The organism is Eudoraea chungangensis (genome assembly GCF_029360665.1).
GTDB classification, from domain to species: Bacteria; Bacteroidota; Bacteroidia; order Flavobacteriales; family Flavobacteriaceae; genus Eudoraea; species Eudoraea chungangensis.
Genome location: NZ_JARDUB010000004.1, coordinates 269864 through 295019, shown reverse-complemented (window position 1 = coordinate 295019; position 25156 = coordinate 269864). Strand labels below are relative to the sequence as shown.

Genomic DNA, 25156 nt, shown 5'->3' with positions numbered 1-25156 from the left:
AAGGAATTGAGCTTTTTTAATAATAAAAAAGGAATTAGAAATAAGAAAAGGAAGAGAATCATAAAACATAAAAAATAAGGATTTCAAGATACTATTTTTTGAAATGATTTAGAGGCTTACTCCAAAACTATCTTGTCAATCTGTAATTCAAAATCTTCCTTTTTCTTGTTTCCTATTAAAATAGAAAATTGTTCCAGTGTTGGTTCACTGAAATTAGGAATATTTAGTTTCCTCCCTCTAAAAGCCGGATACATTTCGGACAGATTAATTTCAATAGATTCCCACTTTCCTGAAGTTTGGATGGGATAAACGTAAGCGTAGTATTCCTCTTTTTTACTCTTAATCCTGAATTGATACGATTTAGTATCTCCTTTTAAAATTATTTTTAATCTGTTGAAGGGTTTAATATTTATCTCGTCAAAAGTGTATTGTACCATGGCAAAACCACCATTGTTATCAAGAGATATGCTTCCTTTAAACCTTGCATAGCCTTCTTTCGTAAGGTCAATTTTTGATTTGGACAGGCCTCCCATTACCCCATCATTTACGATTTTCCAATTGCTAAGACTAGAGTCTTTGGAGAAATCAGCTAAAACATGAGTTTTGGTCAAAATAAGTAAAAATATAAGTGTATAGTTATAATAATACATCTTCCTTCTTTCAAATGTATTATAATTTTACAACTCCCTTTAATTGTTATTAATTCTTTTCTCTAATGAAGTTTGGGCCGCGGCTTGCTTCGTATTTTAGACCGGAGTTGTATTAGATTAACAAACCATCCAAAGCATCTTACTTTTATCTCTTTTAAGGTTCTATTAGTGGTAGCATTTTGATTAAAAAAATAGAACAACTTTGAATATTGCGCCAAGCTTTTTTTGCAAAGGTCTCCCTAGTTCAACTTGCGGGTTCAATTATTTAATTGAATAAATGTAATTTGCAGCATAATTTCAACCTCAAAAAAATAGAATAGAATTATGTTTTACCTTTTAATGGATCTGCTTGGGACCGCTGCTTTTGCCATATCAGGAGTAATGGTCGCTATGGACAAACGACTAGATCTTTTTGGAGTCTTTATCGTAGCATTTGTAACGGCAGTAGGAGGGGGTACTCTTCGGGATCTATTAATCGGAAATACACCAGTGGTTTGGATGCGAGAGTATATTTATATAGTTACTATAATCAGTACAGTAGTTCTATCCATTCTATTTAGAGAAAAGCTTCGTTTTTTAAGAAAATCCCTTTTTCTTTTTGATACCTTGGGCATTGGCCTTTATACGATGGTGGGCATAGAACAAGGTTTACAGGCAGACTTGCTTCCAATTATGTGCATTGCTCTAGGAACAATGACCGCGAGCTTTGGTGGCGTAATACGGGATATATTATGTAATGAGATACCCGTAGTATTTCATAAAGAAATTTACGCTACAGCATGTGTAGTAGGTGGCATAAGCTACTTTGTTTTGCGAAATTTACCCATTCAAGACCAATACGTCTATATTATGGCAATTTCTATTGTAGTAGGCATTAGATTAATGGCAGTAAAATACAAAATAGCCCTTCCTTCTATTTATAAGACAGACTAATTAGTTAACAATTTCCACAGTTTCTATATAAATGTTTTGCATAGGCCAGTCGCCATCATCTACTTCCTGTTGATTTATTTTATCTACAATGTCCATGCCCTGTGTAACTCTTCCAAAAGGAGTAAAGTCGCCGTCTAAATGATAAGAACCTGGATCGGTAACCACGATGAAAAACTCGTAAGGCGAGGCAAGCATATGAGGATTGTCAATTTCACTGCTCGGCATCGATATGGTACCTCGATGGTGTTTATGGCCTTTTCTGGTATCAGGTGGTAATAGGTATCTTCCAATCTCCCTTCTCTTCATAGCGGTTTCCTTATTATCTGCATTTCCTCCCTGAATAATGAAATCCTTGACCACTCTATGAAACATGGTATTATTGAAATAACCTTTTTTGGTAAGGTAAATAAAATTGGCTTTGTGGTAAGGGACATTATCATAAAGTTCTACTACAAAACTTCCTAGGGAGGTATTAAGTCTTACTCTGGTAGTTTTTAGATCTTTCTGGTAGTTAAAGAAAAAATCAATGGCATTTTCTTCTGTGAGTAAAAAAGTATCTTTCTCTACTGCCATAAGAGAATCATTGAGGGCAGGTTTCTCTTTGGTATCACTAGTCACTTTAGGGGTTGTTTTTTTTGCAGGGGAATCGCCACAACCATTCAGAAAAAATAATAGTATTATTGTACTTAAGGTTAATCTTTTGTAAAACATGAATTTTTCTGATTTTTCTTTTCAGGTAGCAAAAATAAAAAATCTACCTCTTCCAGGATCGTCTTCACATTATAAAATGGCACCGAAAACTCGAATAGAAGAATTAGAATCTCTACAAAGCACTGCTAAAAGAGCAAAAAAAGCCGCTGTGGTGGCATTGTTTTATCCCAATAGCCAAGACAAAACCAATCTACTTTTAATATTGCGTAATACCTATCCTGGAATTCACTCTAACCAAGTAGGCCTTCCAGGTGGAAAAGCAGAGAAAACAGATAAAGATTTGTTGTTTACCGCTCTGCGGGAGACTAAGGAAGAAGTAGGTGTTTCCCCTGAGAAGGTAGAAATTGTTAAGCCTTTAAGCGAATTGTATATACCTCCAAGTAATTTTGTAGTATCTCCTTTTGTTGGCCTTTATAAAGAGAAACAGGAGTTTATAAGGCAGCAAGAAGAAGTGAAGGCATTAATTGAAGTATCCCTCACAGACCTAATGGACGAAAGAAGCTTAATTAATGAAGTTTTAAGTACTTCGTACGCCAAACAAATGGAGGTACCAGCCTTTAAATTAGCAGGTTATACCGTTTGGGGAGCTACTGCAATGATGTTAAGTGAAATCAAAGATCTTTTCAGGCAAGTGTTATAACTCTTATTTTGTAGTTTTGCAGACTATGGCATTATTTAAAAAAAATCCATTTGGGCATATACTTTTTGTAAAAAAGTGGATTATTCGTTCCCTCGGCCTGTTAACACATCAGCGTTATAAAGGCTTTAATACCTTAGAAATTGAAGGATCCGATATTATTAGAGAATTACCGGATAAGAATGTTCTGTTCGTAAGTAATCATCAGACTTATTTCGCAGATGTTGTAGCCATGTTTCATATGTTTAACGCTAGTTTACATGGGCGGGAGGATAGTATTAAAAATGTAGGCTACCTATGGAACCCTAAACTAAATATATACTACGTCGCTGCTGCTGAGACCATGCGTAAAAGCCTTATGACTAAAATTTTTGCCTATGTTGGTTCTGTTAGTATTGAAAGAACTTGGCGGTCTGAAGGTAAAGAAGTTAACCGACAGGTTAAAATGAGCGATATATCAAATATTGGTACGGCCCTGATGGATGGTTGGGTCATTACCTTCCCTCAAGGAACAACAACCCCCTGGAAACCCCTAAGAAAAGGAACTGCACATATAATAAAAAGATATAAACCAGTGGTGGTACCCGTGGTTATTGATGGCTTTAGACGATCGTTTGATAAAAAAGGCCTTTTAATTAAGAAAAAAGGAATACTTCAGTCTCTCGTTGTAAAAGATCCTCTGGAAATAGATTATGAAAATGAATCTATAGATTCTATAATTGAAAAACTAGAATATGCTATTGAGCAACATCCCTCTTTTTTGAAGGTGATTCCAGAAAAAGAGTTATTGGCATATGAAGAAGAAAACAAGAAACGCAAATGGAAAACTTAAACCTCCAACCTTCTTAATTCGCTGTAGTTCTTTCTTAATCTATTTAATAATATTCCGTATAAGAGCTTATAAAAAAGCCATATTAGGGCTAGGACTATTCCAATACAGAGTACAATCATTCCAAGCAGCATAATCCAAAAAAGTGTTTCATTACCGGCCCTTGAAGCTGCCTCCATTATCTTCTCACTATTTATTCCATAATTTAAATTTCCATAGAGACTTACCATAAGATATGCTACAAAAATCGCTATGTTAAACCAAACATATTGTGTGACGGTTCGTTTCACTTTGAGAATTGTTTTCATCAAATTCCTGGAAGATTCGGTATAGGATATACGCTTGTAGTTGTTGTAGAATTTGTAGATAAAATAAATTAATACTAAATAATTAATTATGGTGAGAAAAGTAGTTATTTCATAAATATGCCATGTTTTCTCTAATTCTAAAGATTCTTTGCTATAGGAAAGTAGATTTAAGACCGCCCAAAAGACAAATTCCATAATACTGATATAAAAAATCCACTTGACAATTGAGGAAGATTTCTTTTTTATCATTTTGTAGATCTCGTCATAAGTTAGCTTAGGGTGCGCCCCGTCTTTCTTTTGCCAATCCTGTTTTAATAATTCTAGTTCATCCATCATATCCTTAGGGATTTAGTATGGTTCTCAATTTAGTCTTGATACGATTCATCTTCACCCGGGCATTTACTTCGCTTATTCCTAAAGTTTCCGATATTTCTTTATAGTCTTTGTCTTCCAGATAGAGAAATACTAGGGCCTTATCTATGTCTCCCAGTTGCCTTACGGCTTTGTACATTAACTGTAATTGTTGTTCTTGGGTGGGGTCGTAATCATCGCTTTTAATTTTAAAGATTACACTGTCATAATCTTGGGTCTTAATTCTTCTTTTCGACTTTCTATAAAGAGTTATAGCAGTATTTAATGCAACCCTATACATCCAAGTGCTAAATTTAGATTCTCCTCTAAATTTGGGATATGCACGCCATAATTGTATGGTAATCTCCTGAAATAGATCATTATGCGCGTCGCGATTTGAAGTGTATAGACTACAGACTTTATGAACAATGTTCTGATTGTCCTCTAGTTCGGTAACAAATTTGTGCTCCAGTTCTTTATTCACGCTTTGGTTAGTGCTTATTTATAGATAAGTAGCTTACAAGATGGTTTTGTTACATTATAAAAAACGATTTCTGGTATAAATGTCCCAACGAATGCAGTTTTGTTTTGCGATTTACTTCCGGTAATCTAGGGCAGGGGGTCTGTCACCAAGTAAAGGAATGTATTCAAAATCTTCACCTCTTCTTTGAATAAATTCGTCTTTGGCCTTTCTAATTAACTCCTTGCTAGATAGTAGGTCAACTGCTGTTAATGCCAAGGTCTTGGCGGCTACCATCATCCCCTTTGCTCCTATGGAAGTTCCACCCGCAGCTACAGCCTGCCAGCTATGCGCCGGAGTTCCAGGAACCCAGGTGGCTGCATTCATTCCCACGGTTGGAACTGCAAAACTGACATCTCCAACATCGGTCGATCCAAATGCCTTACCTTCCGATTTAAAGGGCATCACCGAGGCAATTGTTTGGAGATCTGCTTTGTCCGAACCTAAGGTCACTGCAATTTTATCCGCAAAAAGGTTCTCCTCCTCGGTATAACCATATCCACCTACTTTGTTTAAATTAGCATACATTATTTCTTGTAAAACAAGATTTGGTAATAATTCGTGTACTCCTCCAAGTACTTCATAGTCCATGGTAGTTCCTGTTCCTTGGGCAGCGCCTTCGGCGGCGTCTACAATTCGATCAAAAATACTCATAACTACATCCCGGCGATTATGACGTGCATAATAGTACACTTCTGCAAAATTCGGAACTACATTCGGCGCCTTGCCTCCTTCAGTGATGACATAATGAATCCTGGCTTTTTCAGGGATATGCTCACGCATCATATTTACCATAAGGTTCATTGCCTCTACCCCGTCTAGGGCAGACCTTCCTTTATCTGGAGCAGCGGCGGCATGGGAAGAGACTCCATAAAATCTAAATTTAGCTGATTTGTTAGCCAGGGAGGCAGCAATATTTGCAGCGTTTGATGCTCCCGGATGCCAATGTAAGGCAACGTCTACATCTTTAAAAAGTCCCTCTCTCACCATATATACCTTCCCGGAGCCACCTTCTTCCGCTGGGCAACCATAAAACCTAATAGTGCCTTCTATCTTATGCGCTTCCATATAATCTTTTGTAGCTATTGCAGCTGCTGCCGAGGCGGTACCAAAAAGATGATGCCCGCATGCATGCCCGGCTTGTCCCCCTGCTGTAACTTGTTCCGAAACGGCCTTCTGCGATAGGCCCGGAAGCGCATCATATTCCCCTAAAACTGCAATTACGGGAGAACCACTGCCATATTCAGCGATAAATGCCGTTGGTATTCCGGCAACTCCGCTTTGAATGGTAAAACCTTCATCACTGAGGGTTTTCTGAAGCAGTAAACTACTTTTTTCTTCTAAAAAACCCATTTCAGCAAGCTCCCATATTTCCATAGCTATTTCACTATACATGCCAGACTTCTGTTCTAGGTCATTAATAATTTGATCAGTCTTTTTCTGTGCGGTTAAAAGGGATAAACCAATTAGCATTAGGAATAGGGTAGGGAGGAGTCTTTTCATTTTTATTAAATATTTTGGTTAAATATAGCTAAACAAAATTAGGTGGTATTTCTGGGATGGAATTGAGAGATTACTTTGGTTAAATCCGATCTGTCTAGATGCATATATACTTCCGTAGTAGTTATGCTTTCATGTCCTAGCATTTGCTGTATTGCTCTAAGATCTGCACCTCCCTGGAGTAAATGAGTAGCAAAAGAATGTCTAAAAGTATGTGGACTAATTGCTTTTTTTAGACCTATAGATTTGGCCAGGTCTTTGATAATGGTAAAAATCATTGCCCTGGTGAGTTGCTTGCCTCGTCTGTTGAGAAACACAAAGTCCTCGTGCCCCTTTTCGATACTTAAATGAATACGAATTTGGGTTCGGTATAAGGTAATATACTTTTTGTTTACTTCACTGATTGGGACTAAACGTTGTTTGTTTCCTTTCCCTGTAACCCGAATAAAGTCTTCCTCAAAGAAAAGATCGGAAATTCGGAGATTTATAAGTTCAGATACCCTTAGTCCGCAGCCGTAAAGAGTTTCTAAAATGGCTCTATTTCTCTCTCCTTCAGGCTTGGAAAGATCTATTGCTTTAACAAGAGTATCAATTTCTGTAATTGATAATGTTTCGGGAAGTTTTCTGCCAATTTTTGGAGTTTCAATTAGGTCTAATGGATTATCTGACCTTAAGCCCTCGAATACGAGATAGCCAAAAAAACTTTTTAAGCCAGAAATAATTCTGGCCTGAGATCTTGGATTTACGGTCTTGGCTACTTCATATATAGCCGCCTGAATTTCTTCTTTGGTAATGTTTATCGGTGACCTTGCCTCTTTCTCTTGATTTAAATGACTTTCTAGTTTTAATATATCCCTAGAATAATTTTCTAAAGTATTCGCTGAAAGTCCTCTCTCAATTTTAAGATAATGTTGAAAATCCAAGATGGCGTTCTTCCATGTCATAAGATAAAGATATTATATAGCCGTTATATATGGTAAAACCCACCATTAAATTAATGTGATTTATCATGTCTAAGATAAAAAGGAAGAGGTTTAACCTCTTATTTATCAGAAGACTAGGCTTTTACCATTGTATATAGTGCTTTTACAACAAAAATGTGTAAAGATAGTAGCAACTGCTTAGTTTTAAGTTTCAATCTAAATAATCCAGATTTATGAAAAGGTGTCTTTTAGTAGTATTAGCGGTATTCTTAACTTCTAATTCTTTTAGTCAGGAGGGTCTCAAGCTTGGATTGCAAGCAGGTTTGCCTTTTAATGATTTTAACGATGCGGTTAGTGTAGTTGTAGGAATTGAGACAGGTTATATGTTTGGAATAAACGAATTTCTAGACTTGGGTGTTTCCGCCGGCTATTTAATTGGTATTCCAGAGACTTTTCAGTCCGGACCAATCCAATTAGAGTATCCGACAATGCAATTTTTACCCTTAGCCGCTTCTGTGCGTATCTGGCCTTCTAATTCCTTCTCCTTTGGTGGGGAAGTAGGACAGGCAATTGGACTTAACGAAGGAAACGACGGAGGGTTTTATTACAGACCAATGCTGGGTTATTTAATGGGCCCTCAAACAGAAATTAATTTATCCTTTACCGCCATTAATATGGATATTGTGACCTGGAATACGGTTACTTTAGGCGTTATACACACCTTTAGCTTTGATTAACTTCTAGTTAGAGAAGCTTTTTTATATGCCCAACATTTTCCTACTTTTACCAAATGAAAATTATCATTATTAATGGTCCGAATTTAAATCTTCTAGGAAAAAGGGAACCTGCCATTTACGGTGGGAAGACTTTTGATTCCTATTTTGAAGAATTAAAAACTAAATATTCATCCTTAGAATTAGAGTCCTATCAATCTAATGTGGAAGGAGAACTTATAAATAAAATTCAGGAAGTTGGGTTCAGTTATGATGGCATTGTTCTAAATGCCGCTGCTTACACCCATACTTCTGTTGGAATAGGCGATGCCGTAAAGGCAGTTAGTACTCCAGTGGTAGAAGTTCATATATCTAACACCCATAATAGAGAAAGTTTTAGACATACCTCTTACATCGCAAGTGGAGCAAAAGGAGTTGTTCTTGGATTCGGCTTAAAGAGTTACGACCTAGCTATTGCTAGTTTTCTCTAGCTCAGACAATTTTTTTAGATAGTGTTTATCCAAATAAAAAGTTCCAAAGGGGAGCAGGGAAGAAAGTAAAATTAGAAATGCCTTTTTAAAGGATAGTTTTCTTTCCAGGATAAAGACAATGGCCAAAACCACAAAAAGAATAAATAATAGTCCGTGAGCGTAACCAATAAACTTATTTGGTTCTGGAATCTTCCCCCAATATTTTAGAGGCATACTTATACTAAATAATAAAAGATAGCTAATACCTTCTAATAAAGCTGTAATTCTAAAAACTTTTAGCACACTCCAGTATTCTAAAGGTGAATTACTTCTCCATATGCTGCTGCCACTGCTTCCATTACTGCTTCACTCATCGTTGGATGCGGATGTACTGCTTTAAGAATTTCATGGCCGGTAGTTTCTAATTTTCTTCCAACTACGGCTTCTGCAATCATGTCGGTTACTCCGGCACCAATCATATGACAACCTAACCATTCCCCATATTTGGCATCAAAAATAACCTTTACAAAGCCGTCCGAATGTCCCGAGGCTTTTGCCTTTCCACTAGCAGAAAAAGGAAACTTACCTACTTTGATATCATATCCATTTTCTTTTGCTTGTTTTTCCGTAAGACCAACAGAGGCGATTTCAGGCAAACAATACGTGCAGCCTGGGATATTTCCGTAGTCTAACGCTTCTACATGCATTCCTGCAATTTTTTCTACACAAATAATTCCTTCCGCAGATGCTACATGAGCCAAAGCAGGTCCTGCGGTTACATCACCTATGGCATAATACCCGGGAATATTGGTAGCATAAAAATCATTCACCATGATTTTATCCCGGTCAGTTGCTATTCCTACGTCCTCCAATCCAATATTTTCAATATTTGTTTTTATTCCAACTGCAGATAATACAATGTCGGCTTCCAAAACTTCTTCTCCCTTGGAGGTTTTAACACTTGCCTTTACTCCTTCGCCCGATGTATCTACTTTAGTTACTTCTGAAGAGGTTTTTATTTTAATACCCGCCTTTTTAAAACTGCGTTCTAATTGTTTAGAAATCTCTTCATCCTCTACAGGAACGACGTTGGGTAGATATTCTACTACGGTGACTTCGGTTCCCATTGCATTGTAGAAATAAGCAAATTCCATTCCTATAGCACCACTACCAACTACGATAAGTTTTTTTGGTTGTTTCGCCAAAGTCATTGCCTCTCTATAACCAATTATTTTTTTACCATCCTGTGGTAGGGAAGGTAGTTCTCTGCTTCTTGCGCCCGTTGCTACTATAATATGATCTGCACTATATTCTGCAGTCTCTCCCGCATCATTAGTAACTATTATTTTCTTTCCGGAAGCAAGTTTTCCAAAACCATTTATGACCTCTATTTTGTTCTTTTTCATTAAAAACTGAACCCCTTTGCTCATGCCATCTGCCACAGTCCTGCTTCTTTTTACAACTGCATCGAAGTCTTTGTCAACTCCCTGTGCTTTTAGACCATAGTCTTCCGCATGTTGTAAATATTCGAATACCTGTGCAGATTTAATCAGGGCTTTCGTTGGAATACAGCCCCAATTTAGGCATACGCCCCCAAGACTTTCTTTTTCAACAATAGCAGTTTTAAATCCTAATTGTGAAGCTCGGATTGCTGTTACATATCCACCGGGACCGCTCCCTAAAACAATAATATCGAATTTGGCCATTCCTTTGTTTTTAATTTCAAAATTCTAAGGATGCAAAGTTACAAAACCAAATTGAATGCGTTTCAACTAATAGTAAAATCTTAAAAATTTATTAGGACATAAGAATACAATTCTTTTTCTAAATTTTAGACATAAAGATTCTAATGCTCCGAGGTAGAACAGTTTAATGTTCTTGTACGGATTATGCTGAAGTACATATAAAGATATTAATCTCTTTTAAGGGGAGCTTGGAATAAATTTCAGGGCGGCACCATTAATACAGTGTCGCAATCCTGTTGTTTCCCTAGGGCCATCTTCAAAAACATGTCCCAAATGTCCGCCGCAAGTAGCACAGTGTTCTTCTATACGCTTAACCCCAATTTTGTAATCTACATCATAGGCAACATTACCTTCTACCTCTCTGTCGAAACTTGGCCAACCAGTACCGGAATTATACTTGTACTGACTTTCAAAAACAGGGGTAGCACATCCTGCACAAACATAAATGCCTTCTTCTTTGTTAGATAATAATTCACTGGTGCCAGCAGTTTCAGTACCCGCTTTTCTAAGAATATAGAATTGAAGATCTGTAAGGTCCTCTCGCCATTGCGCTTCAGATTTTTGTACTTTATATACTGGTTTTATTTCCTTTTCAGAAGTATTAGCGACTTCCTTTTCTTGTGAAACCCCTTTACAACTAATTATCATCAAAAAGAGGAAAGGCGTTAACAATTTAAATTTTCTTTTCATTTTCTTTTTTTTAAGCGCCAAGTGTTAAGAGCTTGACGCTTACAAATTTACTATAATATTTTATTCAAAATAACAAGCTTACTGCTAATTATTTAGGACAATCCGACCTACTTCTTCCTCGCTTATGTTTAGACTATTCATTACTTCAATGATATTAGAAGTATCTATTTTAGAAGCTTGTGCAAATTCAGCGGGTACTATGGCAATTCTAAAAATTTGATTGTCTGTATCCCCAGGTTGTAAACTACCTAAATCAAAATCGGACTCTAAAAATACACTTACATCTAAAAAGGTAAAATCGTAATTATACTGCAATAGACCCTGATTTAGAATACGAGTTTGAGGTAGTAATCTCCAAATGTCTACTGGTTCTCCATTCCCATCTACCGTTTCATCCCAAAGGATATATACCAGTACTACATCGGACTCAAAAACTTCTACAGTGGTAGGAAATTCATAAAAAAGACTGTAATTATTACTGGGGCTAAAAGTGCCTTCTATTTCTAATACCTGGCCCAATATATTTACGCCATCTAAGCCATCAACTCCATCAAAACCAGGAGGGCCAGGAGGTCCGGTTGGTCCCTCACAGGAGAAAATAAAAATAATTAGTAGGCTTCCTAAGAGTAATTTTATCTGTTTCATAAGAGTATTTTTAAGGTTTATATTAAAGGTTTGTCTTCGTGTAAAAAGGTTTTATTATTATGTTCAGAGTTACAAATACAAAAAGCGTTCCAAAAATATTTATGTGCTAAATACCAGACTTGTTTCTCAAAAAAAATGGCTTTAAAAGGAGGATAAGTGATAATTTCCTATTTTTAACAAATAGTCAAATTCTAATCCATGGTAATGAGACAACAACGTGTTGTAATAGAAAATATTTCTCCACAGGTACAATGTGGAGCTTTTTTTATAAAAAGAGTAGTTGGAGAAGCGGTTACGGTACATGCAGATATTCTGGGGGATGGACACGATATTATTCAGGCAGAATTACAATTTAAGCACCAAAATGAAAAAGTCTTTCAAACGCTACGTATGAAAGAATTAGGGAATGATGTTTACACTGTAGATTTTAAGGTCTTAAAGCAGGGAGTATATACCTATAAAATAAGAGCGTGGGTAGATCATGCCTTAAATTGGCAACATGGTATCGAAGCGAAGCTAAAAGACAAACAGCATGTAAAAAGTGAATTGCTTGATGGATTGCAATATCTCGGTTTTCTTCAAAAGAAGGCTTCGGCTAAGGACAAAACCTATTTGAAGCGTCTAGAGCAAATTTTTCAATTAGACGAAGAATATAATAAGGCTACAGAAGAAGCAATTTCTAAAAGATTGCATGCACTTTTCACAGAATTCCCCAGCAGATTACTGGCAAATACCAGTAAAGAATTATCTGTCTATGTAGACAGGAAGAAAGCAAACTTTAGTACTTGGTATGAGTTTTTTCCAAGATCAGCAGCCGATAAGGAAGGGGCTCATGGTACGTTTAAGGATTGTGAACGCCTATTACCTAGAATTGAAAAAATGGGATTTGATGTAATTTATCTTCCTCCAATTCATCCAATTGGTGAGGTAAATAGAAAGGGAAAGAACAATGTCACAAATGCAGAAGAGGGAGATGCTGGGGTTCCATGGGCCATAGGCTCTAAAGAAGGAGGACACAAGTCTATCCATCCGGAACTAGGAACACAAGAGGACCTTGAGTCGTTAATTCAGAAAGCAAATAAGCTGCATATAGAAATTGCTTTAGATTTGGCGTTTCAGGCTGCACCAGACCACCCTTATATAAAGGAACATCCGGAGTGGTTTCGTAAAAGACCAGATGGAACCATGCAATATGCTGAGAACCCACCTAAAAAATACCAGGATATTGTTAACTTTTATTTTGATGCCGATGCGTACAAAAGCTTATGGCAAGAATTGTTGGAAGTTACGATGCAATGGGTAGAACTAGGGATTCATATTTTCAGAGTAGACAACCCACATACCAAACCATATTATTTTTGGAATTGGCTAATTTCAGAGGTAAAAAAGAAAAACCCGGATGTGCTTTTTCTGGCTGAGGCTTTCTCTAGACCAAAAGTAATGCAGCAATTGGCTAAACAAGGTTTCTCACAGTCTTATACTTATTTTACATGGCGTGTGGACAAACACGAAATAACAGAGTATATGCACGAGCTTACTCAGTCTGAAATGAAGGAGTATTACAGACCGAATTTTTGGCCAAACACCCCAGATATTAATCCATATCATTTACAAGGAGCAAACGAGGCAATGCACATAATACGATATGCCTTGGCGGCAACATTAAGCGGCAATCTAGGAATTTATGGTCCTGTTTATGAGTATATGGTTTCCGAACCCATGCAGGGAAAAGAAGAATACCTAAATTCTGAAAAATATGAGATCCGATTTTGGGATTGGACGATTGAAAATAAAATAACGCATCTTATTTCACGATTAAACTTCTTACGAAAAGAGCATTCTGCCTTACAGCAAACAAATAACATACGTTTCTGCGAAGTTCAAAACCCGCAGCTACTGGCCTTTTTTAAATGGGACAATGCTTATACAGATAAACTTTTGGTAGTTATCAACCTCGATTCTAATTACTCCCAACAAGGAATGTTGCAATTGCCTTCAGAAATACTTAATCCATATGAAGGAAATGGCGTAGAACTACACGATCTTATTACAGATAACCATTATAATTGGACAGACGAATGGAATTTTGTTGAGCTGCATCCTACTCTTCCTTTTCATTTGTTTCATATTAAATAAAACCCCATGGCGAAGAAAAAGCAAGACTCAATATTACAAGCTCCATACGTGATTAAGGAGACCTGGGAGAATCTAATGGAAGACAAGAAATTTATTAAAGTTTTCTTGTCGGATATTCTTGAAGAGTATGTGCTTAAGCAGCGGTGGTATGGCGGTAAGGCGAGTAAGCTAAAATACATTGAGCTGCGAGAGTATTTTAAAATTCAGCAAAAAGGGGAAGTCTATTATGGATTATTATTGGAAATTAACTTTGAAGAGGCCTTTTACCAACACTATTTTCTGCCTATAGCCTTTGTTACTGACGAATCCTTTGCCGAAAAGGACCGGATACTTCCATTATCCTTAAACGAACAAGAAGGTTTTATTATAGATGCTTTAAATCTAGAAGCTTTTAGAAAACTTGTTTTTGAGAGAATTGTGACAGCCGAACCTAACGATGTAACAAGGGTACGTTACCATAAAAGTCTTGAATTCACCGATACGGTCTATGAATCTTCTCGTTTTATGGGTTTAGAGCAAAGCAATACCTCCATAATTATTAATGACCGTTCTGTAATTAAATTTTTTAGAAGAATTTACGCCGATAAGAACCCTGATTTTGAAATGAGTCAGTTTTTATCTGAGCGAAAGGGCTATAAAAATACACCCGCGTACCAAGGAAGCATAAGTATCATGGATTCGGAAGAGGTTAATGTCACCATTGCATTAATGCAAGAACTGGTGCCTAATGAAGGGGATGCTTGGGATTTTATGCTTAAAGAATTAAATAAAATTTTCAATACCCTAGAACAAAAACATATCAATGTTAGGGAGTTACCGCAAACCACTCTTTTCGATAGACTAAGTATTCGAGATGTTCCACCAGAAATTATTGATTGGGCAGGCCTAAATATATTTCTAAAGCTGCAAACGCTGGCAAAACGAACCGCCGAAATGCATATAGCCTTGGGATCCGAATTTGAAGATACGGCTTTTACACCGACCCACTTTAATGGGGATTACGAGGTTTGGCTAAAAAACAGACTACTTTATCAATTCCAAAACCGCCTAAATACAGTAGAAAATAATTTACATCGATTGGAAGACTTATCTTTGGATTTGGCTACGGAATTTTTAGAGCGAAAAAATGATATTAGGAAGCGTTTTGTAAATTTTGATTGGACCAAGTTAAAGGGAGAGAGGATTAGAGTACATGGGGATTATCATTTGGGACAAGTTTTGGTGCAAGGAGACGATTTTTTCTTGTTAGACTTTGAAGGGGAACCCGAAAGTACTATTAGAGATAGAAAAGTGAAACAACCTCCATTAAAAGATATAGCCGGGCTTTTTAGATCTTTTCATTATGCGGTTTACGCGACAATCTTTACGAATATGGACAGTTATAAGCATTCTCAGGAAGAACTGTTTATAGCCGGAGAACTTTTATATAGGTATTTCATAGGGGTCTTTATGGAGTCTTACGTTACCTTAATTCAGGAGCACAATCTAAATATTGGCTATAGACAAGAGAGAATTTTTCTTTTGGAATATTGCATGTTAGAGAAGGCGGTCTATGAATTGGGCTATGAGATGAATTCCAGACCATTATGGGCGGTGATTCCTTTACAGGGGATAATGAGTATTATTAACGAGAATAATTAATTTAATTTTTATGGGCCAGGTTATCCCTTACAGTTTATTTACGGACTTTGATATAAGTCTTTTTAGAGCAGGAAAACACTTTAAGCTTTACAATCATTTAGGTTCGCACCCTATGAAATACAAGGGGCAAGAAGGTACTTATTTCGCTGTTTGGGCACCTTCTGCCAAGTCGGTCTCCGTGATTGGGGACTTTAATTACTGGATAGAAGGAGAACACAAACTCAACGTGCGTTGGGATGAAAGTGGAATATGGGAGGGCTTTATTCCGGGGGTGACCCAAGGTGCTTTATACAAATACAAAATACAATCTCATAATCAGGATATAAAGACGGAAAAAGCAGATCCATTTGCCAGATATTGTGAACATCCGCCAAATACAGCCTCCGTTGTTTGGGCGTCTTCTTACAAATGGAAAGACAAAGACTGGATGAATACAAGGGAAGAGATCAATGCCTTAGACAAACCATTTTCGGTTTATGAGATACATCCGGGTTCATGGCGAAGAGGAAAGAACAATGAATTTCTAAGCTATCTAGACATGGCGGATGAATTGGTTGCCTATTTAAAAGAAATGAACTTTACCCATGTAGAGTTTATGCCCGTGATGGAATATCCTTACGACCCTTCCTGGGGCTATCAGCTTACGGGTTATTTTGCACCAACTTCTAGGTTTGGTAAGCCAGAGGATTTTAAGGTTTTGGTAGACAAATTACACCAAAATGGTATTGGAATAATTCTCGATTGGGTGCCGTCGCATTTCCCGGAAGATGCGCATGGACTAGGGTTTTTTGATGGCTCTAGTTTGTATGAACATCCAGATAGAAGAAGAGGATACCATCCAGACTGGAAGAGTCTAATTTTTAATTATGGACGAAATGAGGTGAGAGCCTTTCTAATAAGTAATGCCCTATTCTGGTTAGACCAGTTTCACGTAGATGGACTAAGAGTAGACGCGGTTGCCTCCATGCTTTATTTAGACTATTCCAGAGAAGAAGGGGAGTGGGAGCCCAATATTTATGGTAATAATGAAAATTTAGAAGCAATTTCTTTTATTCGGGAACTCAATGAAGTGGTTTACAGCAATTTTAAAGGGGTACAAACCATTGCAGAAGAATCTACCTCCTTTTCTATGGTTTCTAGACCTGTAAGCCTTGGCGGATTGGGATTTGGAATGAAATGGATGATGGGATGGATGCATGATACCCTCGAGTATTTTAAAAAAGAACCTATTTACCGCAGACATCACCAAAATGATTTGACTTTTAGTATGACCTACTCCTTTACGGAGAATTTTATGCTTCCCTTCTCGCATGATGAAGTGGTATACGGAAAACAGTCGCTATTGTATAGAATGCCGGGAGATGAATGGCAGCGTTTTGCAAACCTCCGACTTTTGTTCGGTTATATGTTTGCTCATCCAGGGACCAATTTAATTTTTATGGGGGGAGAATTTGCGCAGTCTTCTGAATGGAACTTTGAACAGAGTTTGGATTGGCATTTATTACAATACGATTTTCATTCGGGAATGCAGCAGTTGGTAAAGGACTTAAACACACTTTACAGGACCTGTCCCGCCTTATACGAGAAGCAATTTAGTCAGGAAGGCTTTGAATGGATAGACTATGGAGATTCCGAAAATTCTGTACTCACCTTTATCAGACATGGAAACGATCCAAAAGACGACTTATATATCGCCTGTAATTTCACTCCCGTTCCCAGGGAGAAATATCGTATTGGAATCCCTAAGAAATCGGGTGCTTTAAAAGAGGTTTTTAATAGCGATGCCAAAAAATATGGAGGAAGCGGGATAAAGAATACTGGTGTAAAAGTAACCAAGACTGCCTGGCATGGAAGACAAAACTCCGTAAATATCACAATTCCACCCTTAGGAATAGTCATTTTTAAGGGCTAAGACCTAACTATATCGTAATAGTTCATAATTGATGGCAATAAATTTTCATTATTAAAGCGTAATGTATTTTTTTTGTTGGTCTAATATTTTTACGTGTTATGATAACCAATACTGAATTAGAATATAAAGGGAATCTGTATCCAAATCAGATTGTCAACTTTAAACAAGATAAGGATAAGTTTTACTTCACTTCAGACAATGGGGTAATTCTGGAACTAACCGTACTACGCAATAGTGCACTTCGATTTAGATATGCGACCGATTATAACTTTCAACCTGATTTTTCCTATGCCATTAGTCCCGACGCGAGTAGGGGCTATAATGAATTAGAGACCCGGGAAACCAAAACGGAGTATGTAATAATTACTTCTAAGATCAGCGTTTTAATTGACAAAAAAACACTCCGGACCCAAATCTCAGATTTGGAAGGAAATATTATCAATGAAGATGAACTGGGATTTCACTGGGAAGAAAACTATGAATACGGTGGGAATTCGGTCAAAATGAGCAAAATAACCCAACCTGCCGAGAGTTTTTATGGAATGGGTGATAAGGCCACGCACACTAATTTAAAAGGGAAAAGACTGAGTAATTGGGTAACCGATCAGTATGCTTATAGTAAAGATCAGGACCCATTATACAAGGCGATTCCGTTTTATATTGGCCTCCACCATAACCATGCCTATGGAATTTTCTTTGACAATACTTTTAAGACGCATTTCGATTTTGCACATGAGCGAAGAAACATAACTAGTTTTTGGGCAGACGGGGGCGAAATGAACTACTACTTTATATATGGCCCTGAAATGTCTAAAGTGGTTCGTGATTATACGGATTTAACAGGAACTCCAGAACTACCACCTCTATGGGCTTTGGGCTTCCATCAATCTAAATGGAGCTATTTTCCAGAAGCAAATGTAAAAAGTATTGCCAAGAAGTTCAGAGACTTAAAAATTCCTTGTGATGCCATTTATTTAGACATAGATTATATGGATGGTTTTCGATGCTTTACTTGGGATAAAAAGAGGTTTCCGGATCCCAAAAGAATGATTCAAGAGCTTTATGAAGATGGCTTTAAAACTGTCGTAATGATTGATCCGGGGATTAAGGTAGACAGAGATTATTGGGTCTATCAAGAGGCCATGAAGAACGATTATTTTTGCAAGCGAGGAGATGGTCCTGTAATGCGCGGTAAAGTCTGGCCAGGGGAATGTAGTTTCCCAGATTTTACTAACCCTAAAGTAAGGGAATGGTGGGCCGAGCTTTATAAGGAGATGATGGCTGAAACGGGAGTACATGCGGTCTGGAACGACATGAATGAACCAGCTGTAATGGAAGTGCCTTCAAAAACTGCTCCCTTAGATACAAGACATGATTTTGATGGTCATCCTTGTAGCCACAGAAAGGCCCATAATATTTATGGAACCCAAATGGTGAGAGCCACTTTTGAGGGAGTTAAAAAATATGTTTACCCAAAAAGACCATTCGTAATTACCAGAGCTGCATTCGCAGGAGCGCAAAGGTTTTCTTCTACCTGGACTGGAGATAACGTAGCTACATGGGAACATCTATGGATTGCTAATGTTCAAGTTCAGCGAATGTGCCTAAGCGGTATGTCTTTTGTGGGCTCCGATATTGGTGGATTTGCAGAACAACCAAATGGGGAGCTTTTTGCCAGATGGGTTCAATTAGGTGCTTTTCACCCATTTTTCAGGGTACATTCTAGTGGGGATCACGGGGATCAGGAACCCTGGTCTTTTGATAAAGAGGTAACGGGAATTGTAAGAAAATTTATAGAATTACGCTACCAGCTTCTCCCTTATTTGTACACCATGTTTTGGAAGTATTCTAACGATAATATTCCGATGCTGAAATCGCTGGTATATTACGATCAGGAGGATATGCAAACGCATTTTAGAACAGACGAATTTATTTTTGGAGATCAGATTCTTGTTTGCCCTGTACAGGAGCCTAACGCTCATGGACGTAGAATGTATATTCCAAGAGGTAAATGGCATAATTTCTGGACTGGTGAAATAGTAGAAGGAGGAATGGAGAAATGGGTTGCCGCTGATATTGATAAGATTCCAATTTTTATTAAAGAGGGAGCTATAATTCCTAAGTATCCCATACAGCAGTATGTTGGTGAAAAAGAAATAGATAAACTAACCCTGGATGTTTACTACAAACTAGGCCTCGAAAAGTCTACTGTCTACGAAGACGCTCAGGATGGATATGACTATGCTAAAGGGAGTTTTAGCCTGAGGAATTTCAAATTAAACGGGAAAGAGAAGGAGTTGATAATCCAACAGTTTAAAAGCGGTACTTTTATTACATCTTACGATACTTTTAAAATTAACCTAATAGGTCTTCCCTTTAAAGTAAAAAAGATCATTATTGATACAGAACAGATAACACTAAAAGAGGTTAAATTAAACGGGAATAACTCTTTTGAAGTCACTAAAGATTTTTCAACGCTTCATTTAATTGGTTCTTAAATTTTTGTAATTTCATAGGATTCAAATCCAAAAGTATGAAAGTCAGGAGTTGTTATTTTTTTGCGGCAATGCTGGGGTTGCTCGTTTCTTGTAAAGTAAACCCTTTTACCGGAAAAAAGGTTTTAAACTTTTATCCAAATAGTCAGGTGTTTCCAATGGCTTTTGCGGAATATGATGAATTTTTAGGACAGAATAATGTGCTGAAAGATAATGCTGAGGCCAAGATGATAACAAAGGTTGGGCAAAGAATTTCCTCTGCAGCGGAGAGATGGTTAAATGCTAATGGGTATCCGGGTTACTTAAAAGACTACCAATGGGAATACAATCTAGTGAAAGATGCAACGGTTAATGCCTGGTGTATGCCAGGAGGAAAAATTGTTTTCTATACTGGAATTCTTCCTATTTGTGATGGGGAAACCGGCGTAGCGGTTGTAATGGGGCACGAGGTTGCACACGCCCTTGCAGATCATGGGGCGCAACGTATGAGTGCCGGTACTCTGCAACAAATTGGTGCGGTAGCTGGAAATATCGCCATTCAGGATCCTCAATCTAGAAATATGTTTAATCAGGCGTATGGCATAGGTTCATCCGTTGGCGTAATGCTTCCTTTTAGTAGAAGTCATGAAACAGAAGCAGATAGGATTGGACTACAGATTATGGCTATTGCTGGATACAATCCAGACGAAGCCGCAGCACTTTGGAGAAGGATGAAGGAAAAAGCAGGCGGACAGGCACCTGCTGAATTTCTAAGTACACATCCTTCTAACGATACAAGGATTCAAAACCTTACTGCTTGGGCTCCACAGGCTAAGGAAGAAGCAAAGAAATTTGGGGTTACTAGTTTCCAATAGGATTATTATTAATTTATGGTATCTTCAAAGGAATTCTTAGTGCATATACTTTTTAAATGAAATTACGAATTCTTCCCAAGGGGAGTAAAAAACTCCTCAATGCATGGGCCTTTTACGACTGGGCTAATTCTGTGTATAGTTTAACCATTGTCTCAGCAATCTTCCCTATTTTTTATGGAGCCCTTTTTAGAGTTGCAGAAATTGAAAAGGTGGAGGTATTTGGAGGAGAAATCGCCAGGGCACCCTTAATTAGTTATGTTACTTCCGCAGCCTTTTTGTTTATAGCCATAGTTACGCCACTAGTGTCTGGAGTGGCTGATTATTTAGGGAATAAAAAAGTCTTTATGAAATTCTTCTGCTATCTAGGAGGGGTTTCCTGTATTGGATTATATTGGTTTTCTTTGGAAAATATCTACCTAGGAATAATCTGTTATTTTTTTGGAATTGTAGGTTTTTGGGTAAGTTTTGCCATAAATAATTCTTATCTACCGGATATAGCATACCCAGAACAACAAGATGCAATAAGTGCCAAAGGCTTCTCTTTGGGGTATATCGGTAGTGTAATTCTTCTGCTTTTTAACCTGGCGATGGTTATGAGCCCTTCTACTTTTGGTATTCTTGATACAGCAGATAATGCGGCAGAAATTATTGCCATGAAATATTCTTTCGTCACCGTTGGAATCTGGTGGATACTTTTTAGTCAGTATACCTTTTTTTACTTACCCAAAGGAAGGAAGAGGGAAGGAAAGAGAGAAAATGTTGTTCTGAATGGATTTAGGGAGCTAAAAAGTGTGTGGCTGCAATTAGGGGGAGAAGTTAGACTAAAAAAGTATTTAGTAGCCTTTTTTGTCTATAGTATGGCGGTTCAAACGGTTATGCTTATTGCTGCCTATTTTGGCGAAGAGGAAATTCAGTGGGGATCGGATGATGAAAGAACCATGGGGCTTATAGTTAGTATCATGCTTATTCAGTTAGTTGCAATTTTAGGGGCTACCCTAACGGCAAAGGCTTCCGGACGCTTTGGAAATATTAAGACCTTAATGTTTATTAATTTTCTCTGGGTAATCATATGTATTTATGCCTACTTCTTAATTACCCCAATCGATTTTTATGTTGCGGCAGGCTTTGTAGGTTTGGTAATGGGAGGCATTCAGGCCCTCTCCCGTTCTACCTACTCCAAATACATTCCAGAAACCAAGGATACAGCTTCGTTTTTTAGTTTTTATGATGTTGCTGAAAAAATTGGGATTGTAATTGGCACTTTTTTATATGCAGCAATAATTCAATTTACAGGGAGCATGCGCGACGCAACAATTTTTCTCGGCGTTTTTTTTCTACTTGGTTTTTACTTACTCACTAAAGTGCCAAAAAAACCCTGACAGTTACGCCAGGGTGATAAACTATTCGTCTTTTGATGTATTAACCTTTACTTACGTCACCAGATCCTGATGCTTTACTATCTATTTTTGTTGGATCACCTCTGTAATGTATGTCCCCTGAGCCAGAAACTCTTGCTTTTAACATCTCATTTGCCGTAACTTTAATATCTGCCGAACCGGAGATACTGGCATCTACATTATTCGCTTCCAAATCATAGGCTTTAATATCTCCGGAGCCAGAAATATGTACCTCTAAATTATTGGTTTTACCGCTTAAATTGATATCTCCTGAGCCAGACATTCCTGCAGTTACATTATCGGCAATTATAGTTAGTGAAATATCCCCAGAACCGGATAGGTTTGTAGTGAAATCTGCAGTTTTAATGGTTTTATCACCAACAATATCCCCAGAACCCGACAAGCTAACTTCATCTATAGATTCTACCGGAACTGTGATATAAATCCCCCCGTTGTTTTTCCAAGACGATGGCTGTAGGTTTACTCCTTTGGCTACTTTAATCACTAACTTTCCGTTTTTTACCTCCGTTTTTATGTGCTCTAGTAAGTTAGATTCTCCTTCTAGACTTATTTGACCTTCTTTGCCATCAACAAGATTTACGTCAAACCAACCGGATACGGCGATTACATTGTATTCTGCGGTAGATCTTTGTACGGTTGTTCTGTCACCATTCCCCTTTATCTTTTTTCCGAATTGGCCGTAAGAAATAGTGGATAAAATTAATGCTAGTCCTAATAAAAATGTTTTTTTCATGATTTAGTGTTTTTTGTGTTTTAATTTTTGTGGAAACTAATTCCTCCGTAATCACTACTAATGGAAACCATGTTGCTGCTGGCCGCATCGCCATAATAACCTTTATAGTAGCGTTCGTTTGATTTTTCTTTGCTAATATTTACTTCAAAATCATCCTTGCCGCTTACCCCAGCATATTCTGTGGATATTTCAAAATTGAAGTTGTACAACGGATCGTAGCCTATCTTAATTCCTGTATAGTCTGTACGTATAGAAACGTTTCCGGCATCCCAAGCAAGATTATCGATCTTTAAAGAACCATAGTCTGCATTAATATCTACGTTACCGTGAATATTTCCCAGGTTTACAGTAATATAATCACCATTACCCTGAACATTTTTAGCCTCTCCAACCTCTAATTTCCCATAGTCACTAGTGTAATCTAAGTTCTCCATTTGTACAATGGTAGAGTTGGTATAGTCTGCGTTGATTTGAAGGTCCCCAGCTTTTTGGATGGTAAACCCTGAGTAATCAGCTGCTATTTTACCACTATTTATATAGTCTATGGTTGATTTTGATGTATAGTCAAATTTTAACTCGTTATTTCTTCCATGTAGTTCACCAATTTCGAGACGCCCGTAGTCACAACTTATTTTCGCATGGCCGTCTATTCGATCCAGTATAATGTTCCCATAGTCGTTATTAAAGTGTACGCTGTTCTTAATAGGAACTTTAATAGTATAGTTTATTTGCATATTCACATTTTTGCTGTTGCCCCAATTCCAACCCCAACTACTTTTACCTTTGTTAAAAGTTGTTCTTGCCGACACCATACTACTACTAGCCTCAAAGTCTACATTTAAGTCATCCAATTTATCTTGAACTTTACTCTCGTTATTACCACTGGCTTTCATATGAACTTCAATAACTATGCGGTTTTCACTCCAGGAACTCACATTTAAGTTGCCGTAACTATTCGATACTTTTAAAAGTGCATCGGCATTAACCTCGTACTCTTTTTTAATAGTTTTCTCTTTGGTATATTTCCCTTTTAGATCCTTATCCTTCGCACTACCGAATGCAGGCAATACTAGCAAGATTGCTAGGGTATATTTAAATAGTAAGATTTTCATCGTTGTAAGTTTTAAAATTTTTAATTGTTTCCATTTTATTCATAACCTCCTGCAGAAGGTCTATTCTTGTTTGAAAGTTGGTGATCATTGCGCTTAATATTAACTTGCTATTACCTCCTTCAATAAGATCTTGCTCTAATTTTACATAATTCGCTTCCAGTTTCTTTAATTGAATCATCGTGTCTTCTACCAACTTCTGTGTTTCCGGAGTACTAGCACTTTCTAATTCTTTTATTTGGTCCTCAATTAAACTAGCAAAGTAAAATTGGGTTTGAGATACTTCCGGTGAAATGTTAGCTACCTGTTGCTCTACCGTTGGCTGGTTGATAAATAAGGTAGAACCGGCAGCGATTAATAAAGCTATAGATGCTGCTATACTAAGAGGTTTCCACCACTTACTTTTAGAGCTACTACTTATTTGGACTACCTTGGTTTCCTGGTTTAGTTTTCTCAAAAACCTTTCCTTATGACCATCTGCCGGTTCATTTAAATCGAAGGAACCCTCAAGACTTTTAAATAATTCGTCAATAGTATCTTTTTTCATCGCTATACTTGTTTCATTTTTTTTCGTAAACTTTCTTTGGCTCTTGAAATGGTGGTTCTGCAATTAGCATAACTTATATTCATTATTCCACTTATTTCTTCATAATCGTAACCTTCAATTAGATGTAAGGTCAAAGAAATTCTGTAATTATCTTTTAAAAGGTTCATGGTGTCCATTACTTTTTGAGCCAATTGTTCTGAACGTCCATGATCCTCAGAAATCTCATCATTATCTTCGACCTTGTACAAATAATCATCTAGACCGACTTCATTTTTTTTCTTTTGTGCTCTGTAATAATAGATACTCTTATTTATTACAATTCTTTTTAACCAGGCTCCAAATGCTACTTCCCCCTTATAGGTGTTTAGCTTAGTAAAAGCATTTAAAAAGGCATCTTGCATTACATCCTCGGCTTCCGCTGGATTTTTTACTATTCGGTTTGCGGTGTTATACATCGCTTTATAATACCTATTGTAAATCTCCATCTGTGCAGTGGATTTGCCTTCTAGACACAATTGAATTAATTCTTCGGTATTTAATTTATTTTGGCTCAAAAAATAAATGGTTTGCTTAATAGATTGCTGAATTTAACGATTGTTACACTTTCTAAGTAAAAAAATCTTAGTTGGCACAACTATTGTCCTAAGGAAGTTAAAAAGCAGCTATCTAATGCGCTTTGAGACTTA

25 protein-coding genes are annotated in these 25156 nt (G+C 37.2%); 11 read left to right on the top strand and 14 right to left on the bottom strand.

Annotated features, from left to right (window positions below):
* Positions 1-116: 116 nt before the first annotated feature.
* Positions 117-611 (bottom strand): CIA30 family protein, encoded by a 495-nt coding sequence (locus PXG98_RS11300; protein WP_276391162.1) that lies wholly within the window; start codon positions 609-611, stop codon positions 117-119.
* Between the two features lie 363 nt (positions 612-974).
* On the opposite strand from PXG98_RS11300, the gene PXG98_RS11295 reads away from it, so the two are divergent.
* Positions 975-1583: a trimeric intracellular cation channel family protein gene (locus tag PXG98_RS11295; RefSeq protein ID WP_276391161.1), complete on the top strand. Its 609-nt coding sequence runs from the start codon at positions 975-977 to the stop codon at positions 1581-1583.
* Here PXG98_RS11295 and PXG98_RS11290 read toward each other — a convergent pair whose 3' ends face one another.
* The gene (locus PXG98_RS11290; RefSeq protein WP_276391159.1) at positions 1584-2294 is read right to left on the bottom strand and encodes a peptidylprolyl isomerase; all 711 of its coding nucleotides are present in this window, start codon (positions 2292-2294) and stop codon (positions 1584-1586) included.
* Between PXG98_RS11290 and PXG98_RS11285 the strand changes: the two genes are divergently transcribed.
* Complete coding sequence (locus PXG98_RS11285; protein ID WP_276391157.1) at positions 2293-2934, top strand: NUDIX hydrolase; 642 nt, start codon at positions 2293-2295, stop codon at positions 2932-2934. The two genes, PXG98_RS11290 and PXG98_RS11285, sit on opposite strands and share 2 nt — an antisense overlap.
* A 25-nt stretch (positions 2935-2959) precedes the next feature.
* Entirely contained in the window at positions 2960-3763 is an 804-nt protein-coding gene (locus PXG98_RS11280) for a lysophospholipid acyltransferase family protein (protein WP_276391155.1), read from the top strand.
* Here the strand turns inward: PXG98_RS11280 and PXG98_RS11275 are convergent.
* The 4 genes from PXG98_RS11275 to xerD form a co-directional block, all read right to left on the bottom strand.
* Entirely contained in the window at positions 3760-4404 is a 645-nt protein-coding gene (locus tag PXG98_RS11275) for a hypothetical protein (protein WP_276391154.1), read from the bottom strand. The two genes, PXG98_RS11280 and PXG98_RS11275, sit on opposite strands and share 4 nt — an antisense overlap.
* A 4-nt stretch (positions 4405-4408) precedes the next feature.
* The gene (locus PXG98_RS11270) at positions 4409-4903 is read right to left on the bottom strand and encodes an RNA polymerase sigma factor (RefSeq protein ID WP_276391152.1); all 495 of its coding nucleotides are present in this window, start codon (positions 4901-4903) and stop codon (positions 4409-4411) included.
* A 111-nt stretch (positions 4904-5014) separates the two neighbouring features.
* Complete coding sequence (locus tag PXG98_RS11265; protein WP_276391150.1) at positions 5015-6442, bottom strand: amidohydrolase; 1428 nt, start codon at positions 6440-6442, stop codon at positions 5015-5017.
* A 38-nt stretch (positions 6443-6480) separates the two neighbouring features.
* A complete protein-coding gene (gene xerD, locus PXG98_RS11260) occupies positions 6481-7383 on the bottom strand; it encodes a site-specific tyrosine recombinase XerD (RefSeq protein ID WP_276391149.1) in 903 nt (300 codons plus the stop codon).
* A gap of 212 nt (positions 7384-7595) precedes the next feature.
* On the opposite strand from xerD, the gene PXG98_RS11255 reads away from it, so the two are divergent.
* Positions 7596-8099 carry a hypothetical protein gene (locus PXG98_RS11255; RefSeq protein ID WP_276391148.1) on the top strand — a complete coding sequence of 168 codons (504 nt, stop codon included), beginning with the start codon at positions 7596-7598 and terminating at the stop codon, positions 8097-8099.
* Positions 8100-8152: 53 nt separating this feature from the next.
* A complete protein-coding gene (aroQ, locus tag PXG98_RS11250; protein WP_276391147.1) occupies positions 8153-8566 on the top strand; it encodes a type II 3-dehydroquinate dehydratase in 414 nt (137 codons plus the stop codon).
* Here the strand turns inward: aroQ and PXG98_RS11245 are convergent.
* The 4 genes from PXG98_RS11245 to PXG98_RS11230 all read right to left on the bottom strand — a co-directional run bounded on the left by PXG98_RS11245 (position 8543) and on the right by PXG98_RS11230 (position 11625).
* Positions 8543-8848 (bottom strand): DUF3817 domain-containing protein, encoded by a 306-nt coding sequence (locus PXG98_RS11245; protein WP_276391146.1) that lies wholly within the window; start codon positions 8846-8848, stop codon positions 8543-8545. The two genes, aroQ and PXG98_RS11245, sit on opposite strands and share 24 nt — an antisense overlap.
* Positions 8849-8859: 11 nt before the next feature.
* A complete protein-coding gene (gene lpdA / locus PXG98_RS11240; RefSeq protein ID WP_276391145.1) occupies positions 8860-10251 on the bottom strand; it encodes a dihydrolipoyl dehydrogenase in 1392 nt (463 codons plus the stop codon).
* 216 nt (positions 10252-10467) lie between these two features.
* Positions 10468-10980, bottom strand: a complete 513-nt coding sequence (gene msrB, locus PXG98_RS11235; protein WP_276391143.1) for a peptide-methionine (R)-S-oxide reductase MsrB — start codon at positions 10978-10980, stop codon at positions 10468-10470.
* An 84-nt stretch (positions 10981-11064) separates the two neighbouring features.
* A complete protein-coding gene (locus PXG98_RS11230; RefSeq protein ID WP_276391142.1) occupies positions 11065-11625 on the bottom strand; it encodes a collagen-like protein in 561 nt (186 codons plus the stop codon).
* A 204-nt stretch (positions 11626-11829) separates the two neighbouring features.
* Between PXG98_RS11230 and PXG98_RS11225 the strand changes: the two genes are divergently transcribed.
* From PXG98_RS11225 to PXG98_RS11200, 6 genes are all read left to right on the top strand, one after another.
* Positions 11830-13761, top strand: coding sequence for an alpha-1,4-glucan--maltose-1-phosphate maltosyltransferase (locus PXG98_RS11225; RefSeq protein WP_276391141.1), 1932 nt, complete (start codon positions 11830-11832; stop codon positions 13759-13761).
* Between the two features lie 6 nt (positions 13762-13767).
* Entirely contained in the window at positions 13768-15402 is a 1635-nt protein-coding gene (locus PXG98_RS11220) for a trehalose synthase (RefSeq protein WP_276391140.1), read from the top strand.
* Between the two features lie 10 nt (positions 15403-15412).
* On the top strand, positions 15413-17314 hold the full coding sequence (glgB, locus tag PXG98_RS11215) for a 1,4-alpha-glucan branching protein GlgB (RefSeq protein WP_276391139.1): 1902 nt from the start codon (positions 15413-15415) through the stop codon (positions 17312-17314).
* A gap of 98 nt (positions 17315-17412) precedes the next feature.
* Positions 17413-19812, top strand: coding sequence for a glycoside hydrolase family 31 protein (locus PXG98_RS11210; protein WP_276391138.1), 2400 nt, complete (start codon positions 17413-17415; stop codon positions 19810-19812).
* A 35-nt stretch (positions 19813-19847) separates the two neighbouring features.
* Positions 19848-20663 (top strand): M48 family metallopeptidase, encoded by an 816-nt coding sequence (locus PXG98_RS11205; protein ID WP_276391136.1) that lies wholly within the window; start codon positions 19848-19850, stop codon positions 20661-20663.
* A 56-nt stretch (positions 20664-20719) separates the two neighbouring features.
* Entirely contained in the window at positions 20720-22042 is a 1323-nt protein-coding gene (locus PXG98_RS11200; RefSeq protein WP_276391135.1) for an MFS transporter, read from the top strand.
* A gap of 40 nt (positions 22043-22082) precedes the next feature.
* On the opposite strand, the gene PXG98_RS11195 is transcribed toward PXG98_RS11200, so the two are convergent.
* The 4 genes from PXG98_RS11195 to PXG98_RS11180 are packed head-to-tail and all read right to left on the bottom strand — an operon-like array spanning position 22083 to position 25024.
* Entirely contained in the window at positions 22083-22814 is a 732-nt protein-coding gene (locus PXG98_RS11195; RefSeq protein ID WP_276391133.1) for a head GIN domain-containing protein, read from the bottom strand.
* Between the two features lie 20 nt (positions 22815-22834).
* Positions 22835-23926, bottom strand: coding sequence for a DUF4097 family beta strand repeat-containing protein (locus PXG98_RS11190; RefSeq protein ID WP_276391132.1), 1092 nt, complete (start codon positions 23924-23926; stop codon positions 22835-22837).
* Positions 23907-24470 carry a hypothetical protein gene (locus PXG98_RS11185; protein ID WP_276391130.1) on the bottom strand — a complete coding sequence of 188 codons (564 nt, stop codon included), beginning with the start codon at positions 24468-24470 and terminating at the stop codon, positions 23907-23909. Before PXG98_RS11185 ends, PXG98_RS11190 begins: the two co-directional genes overlap by 20 nt.
* A 2-nt stretch (positions 24471-24472) precedes the next feature.
* Positions 24473-25024, bottom strand: a complete 552-nt coding sequence (locus PXG98_RS11180; protein ID WP_276391128.1) for an RNA polymerase sigma factor — start codon at positions 25022-25024, stop codon at positions 24473-24475.
* Positions 25025-25156 lie beyond the last annotated feature (132 nt).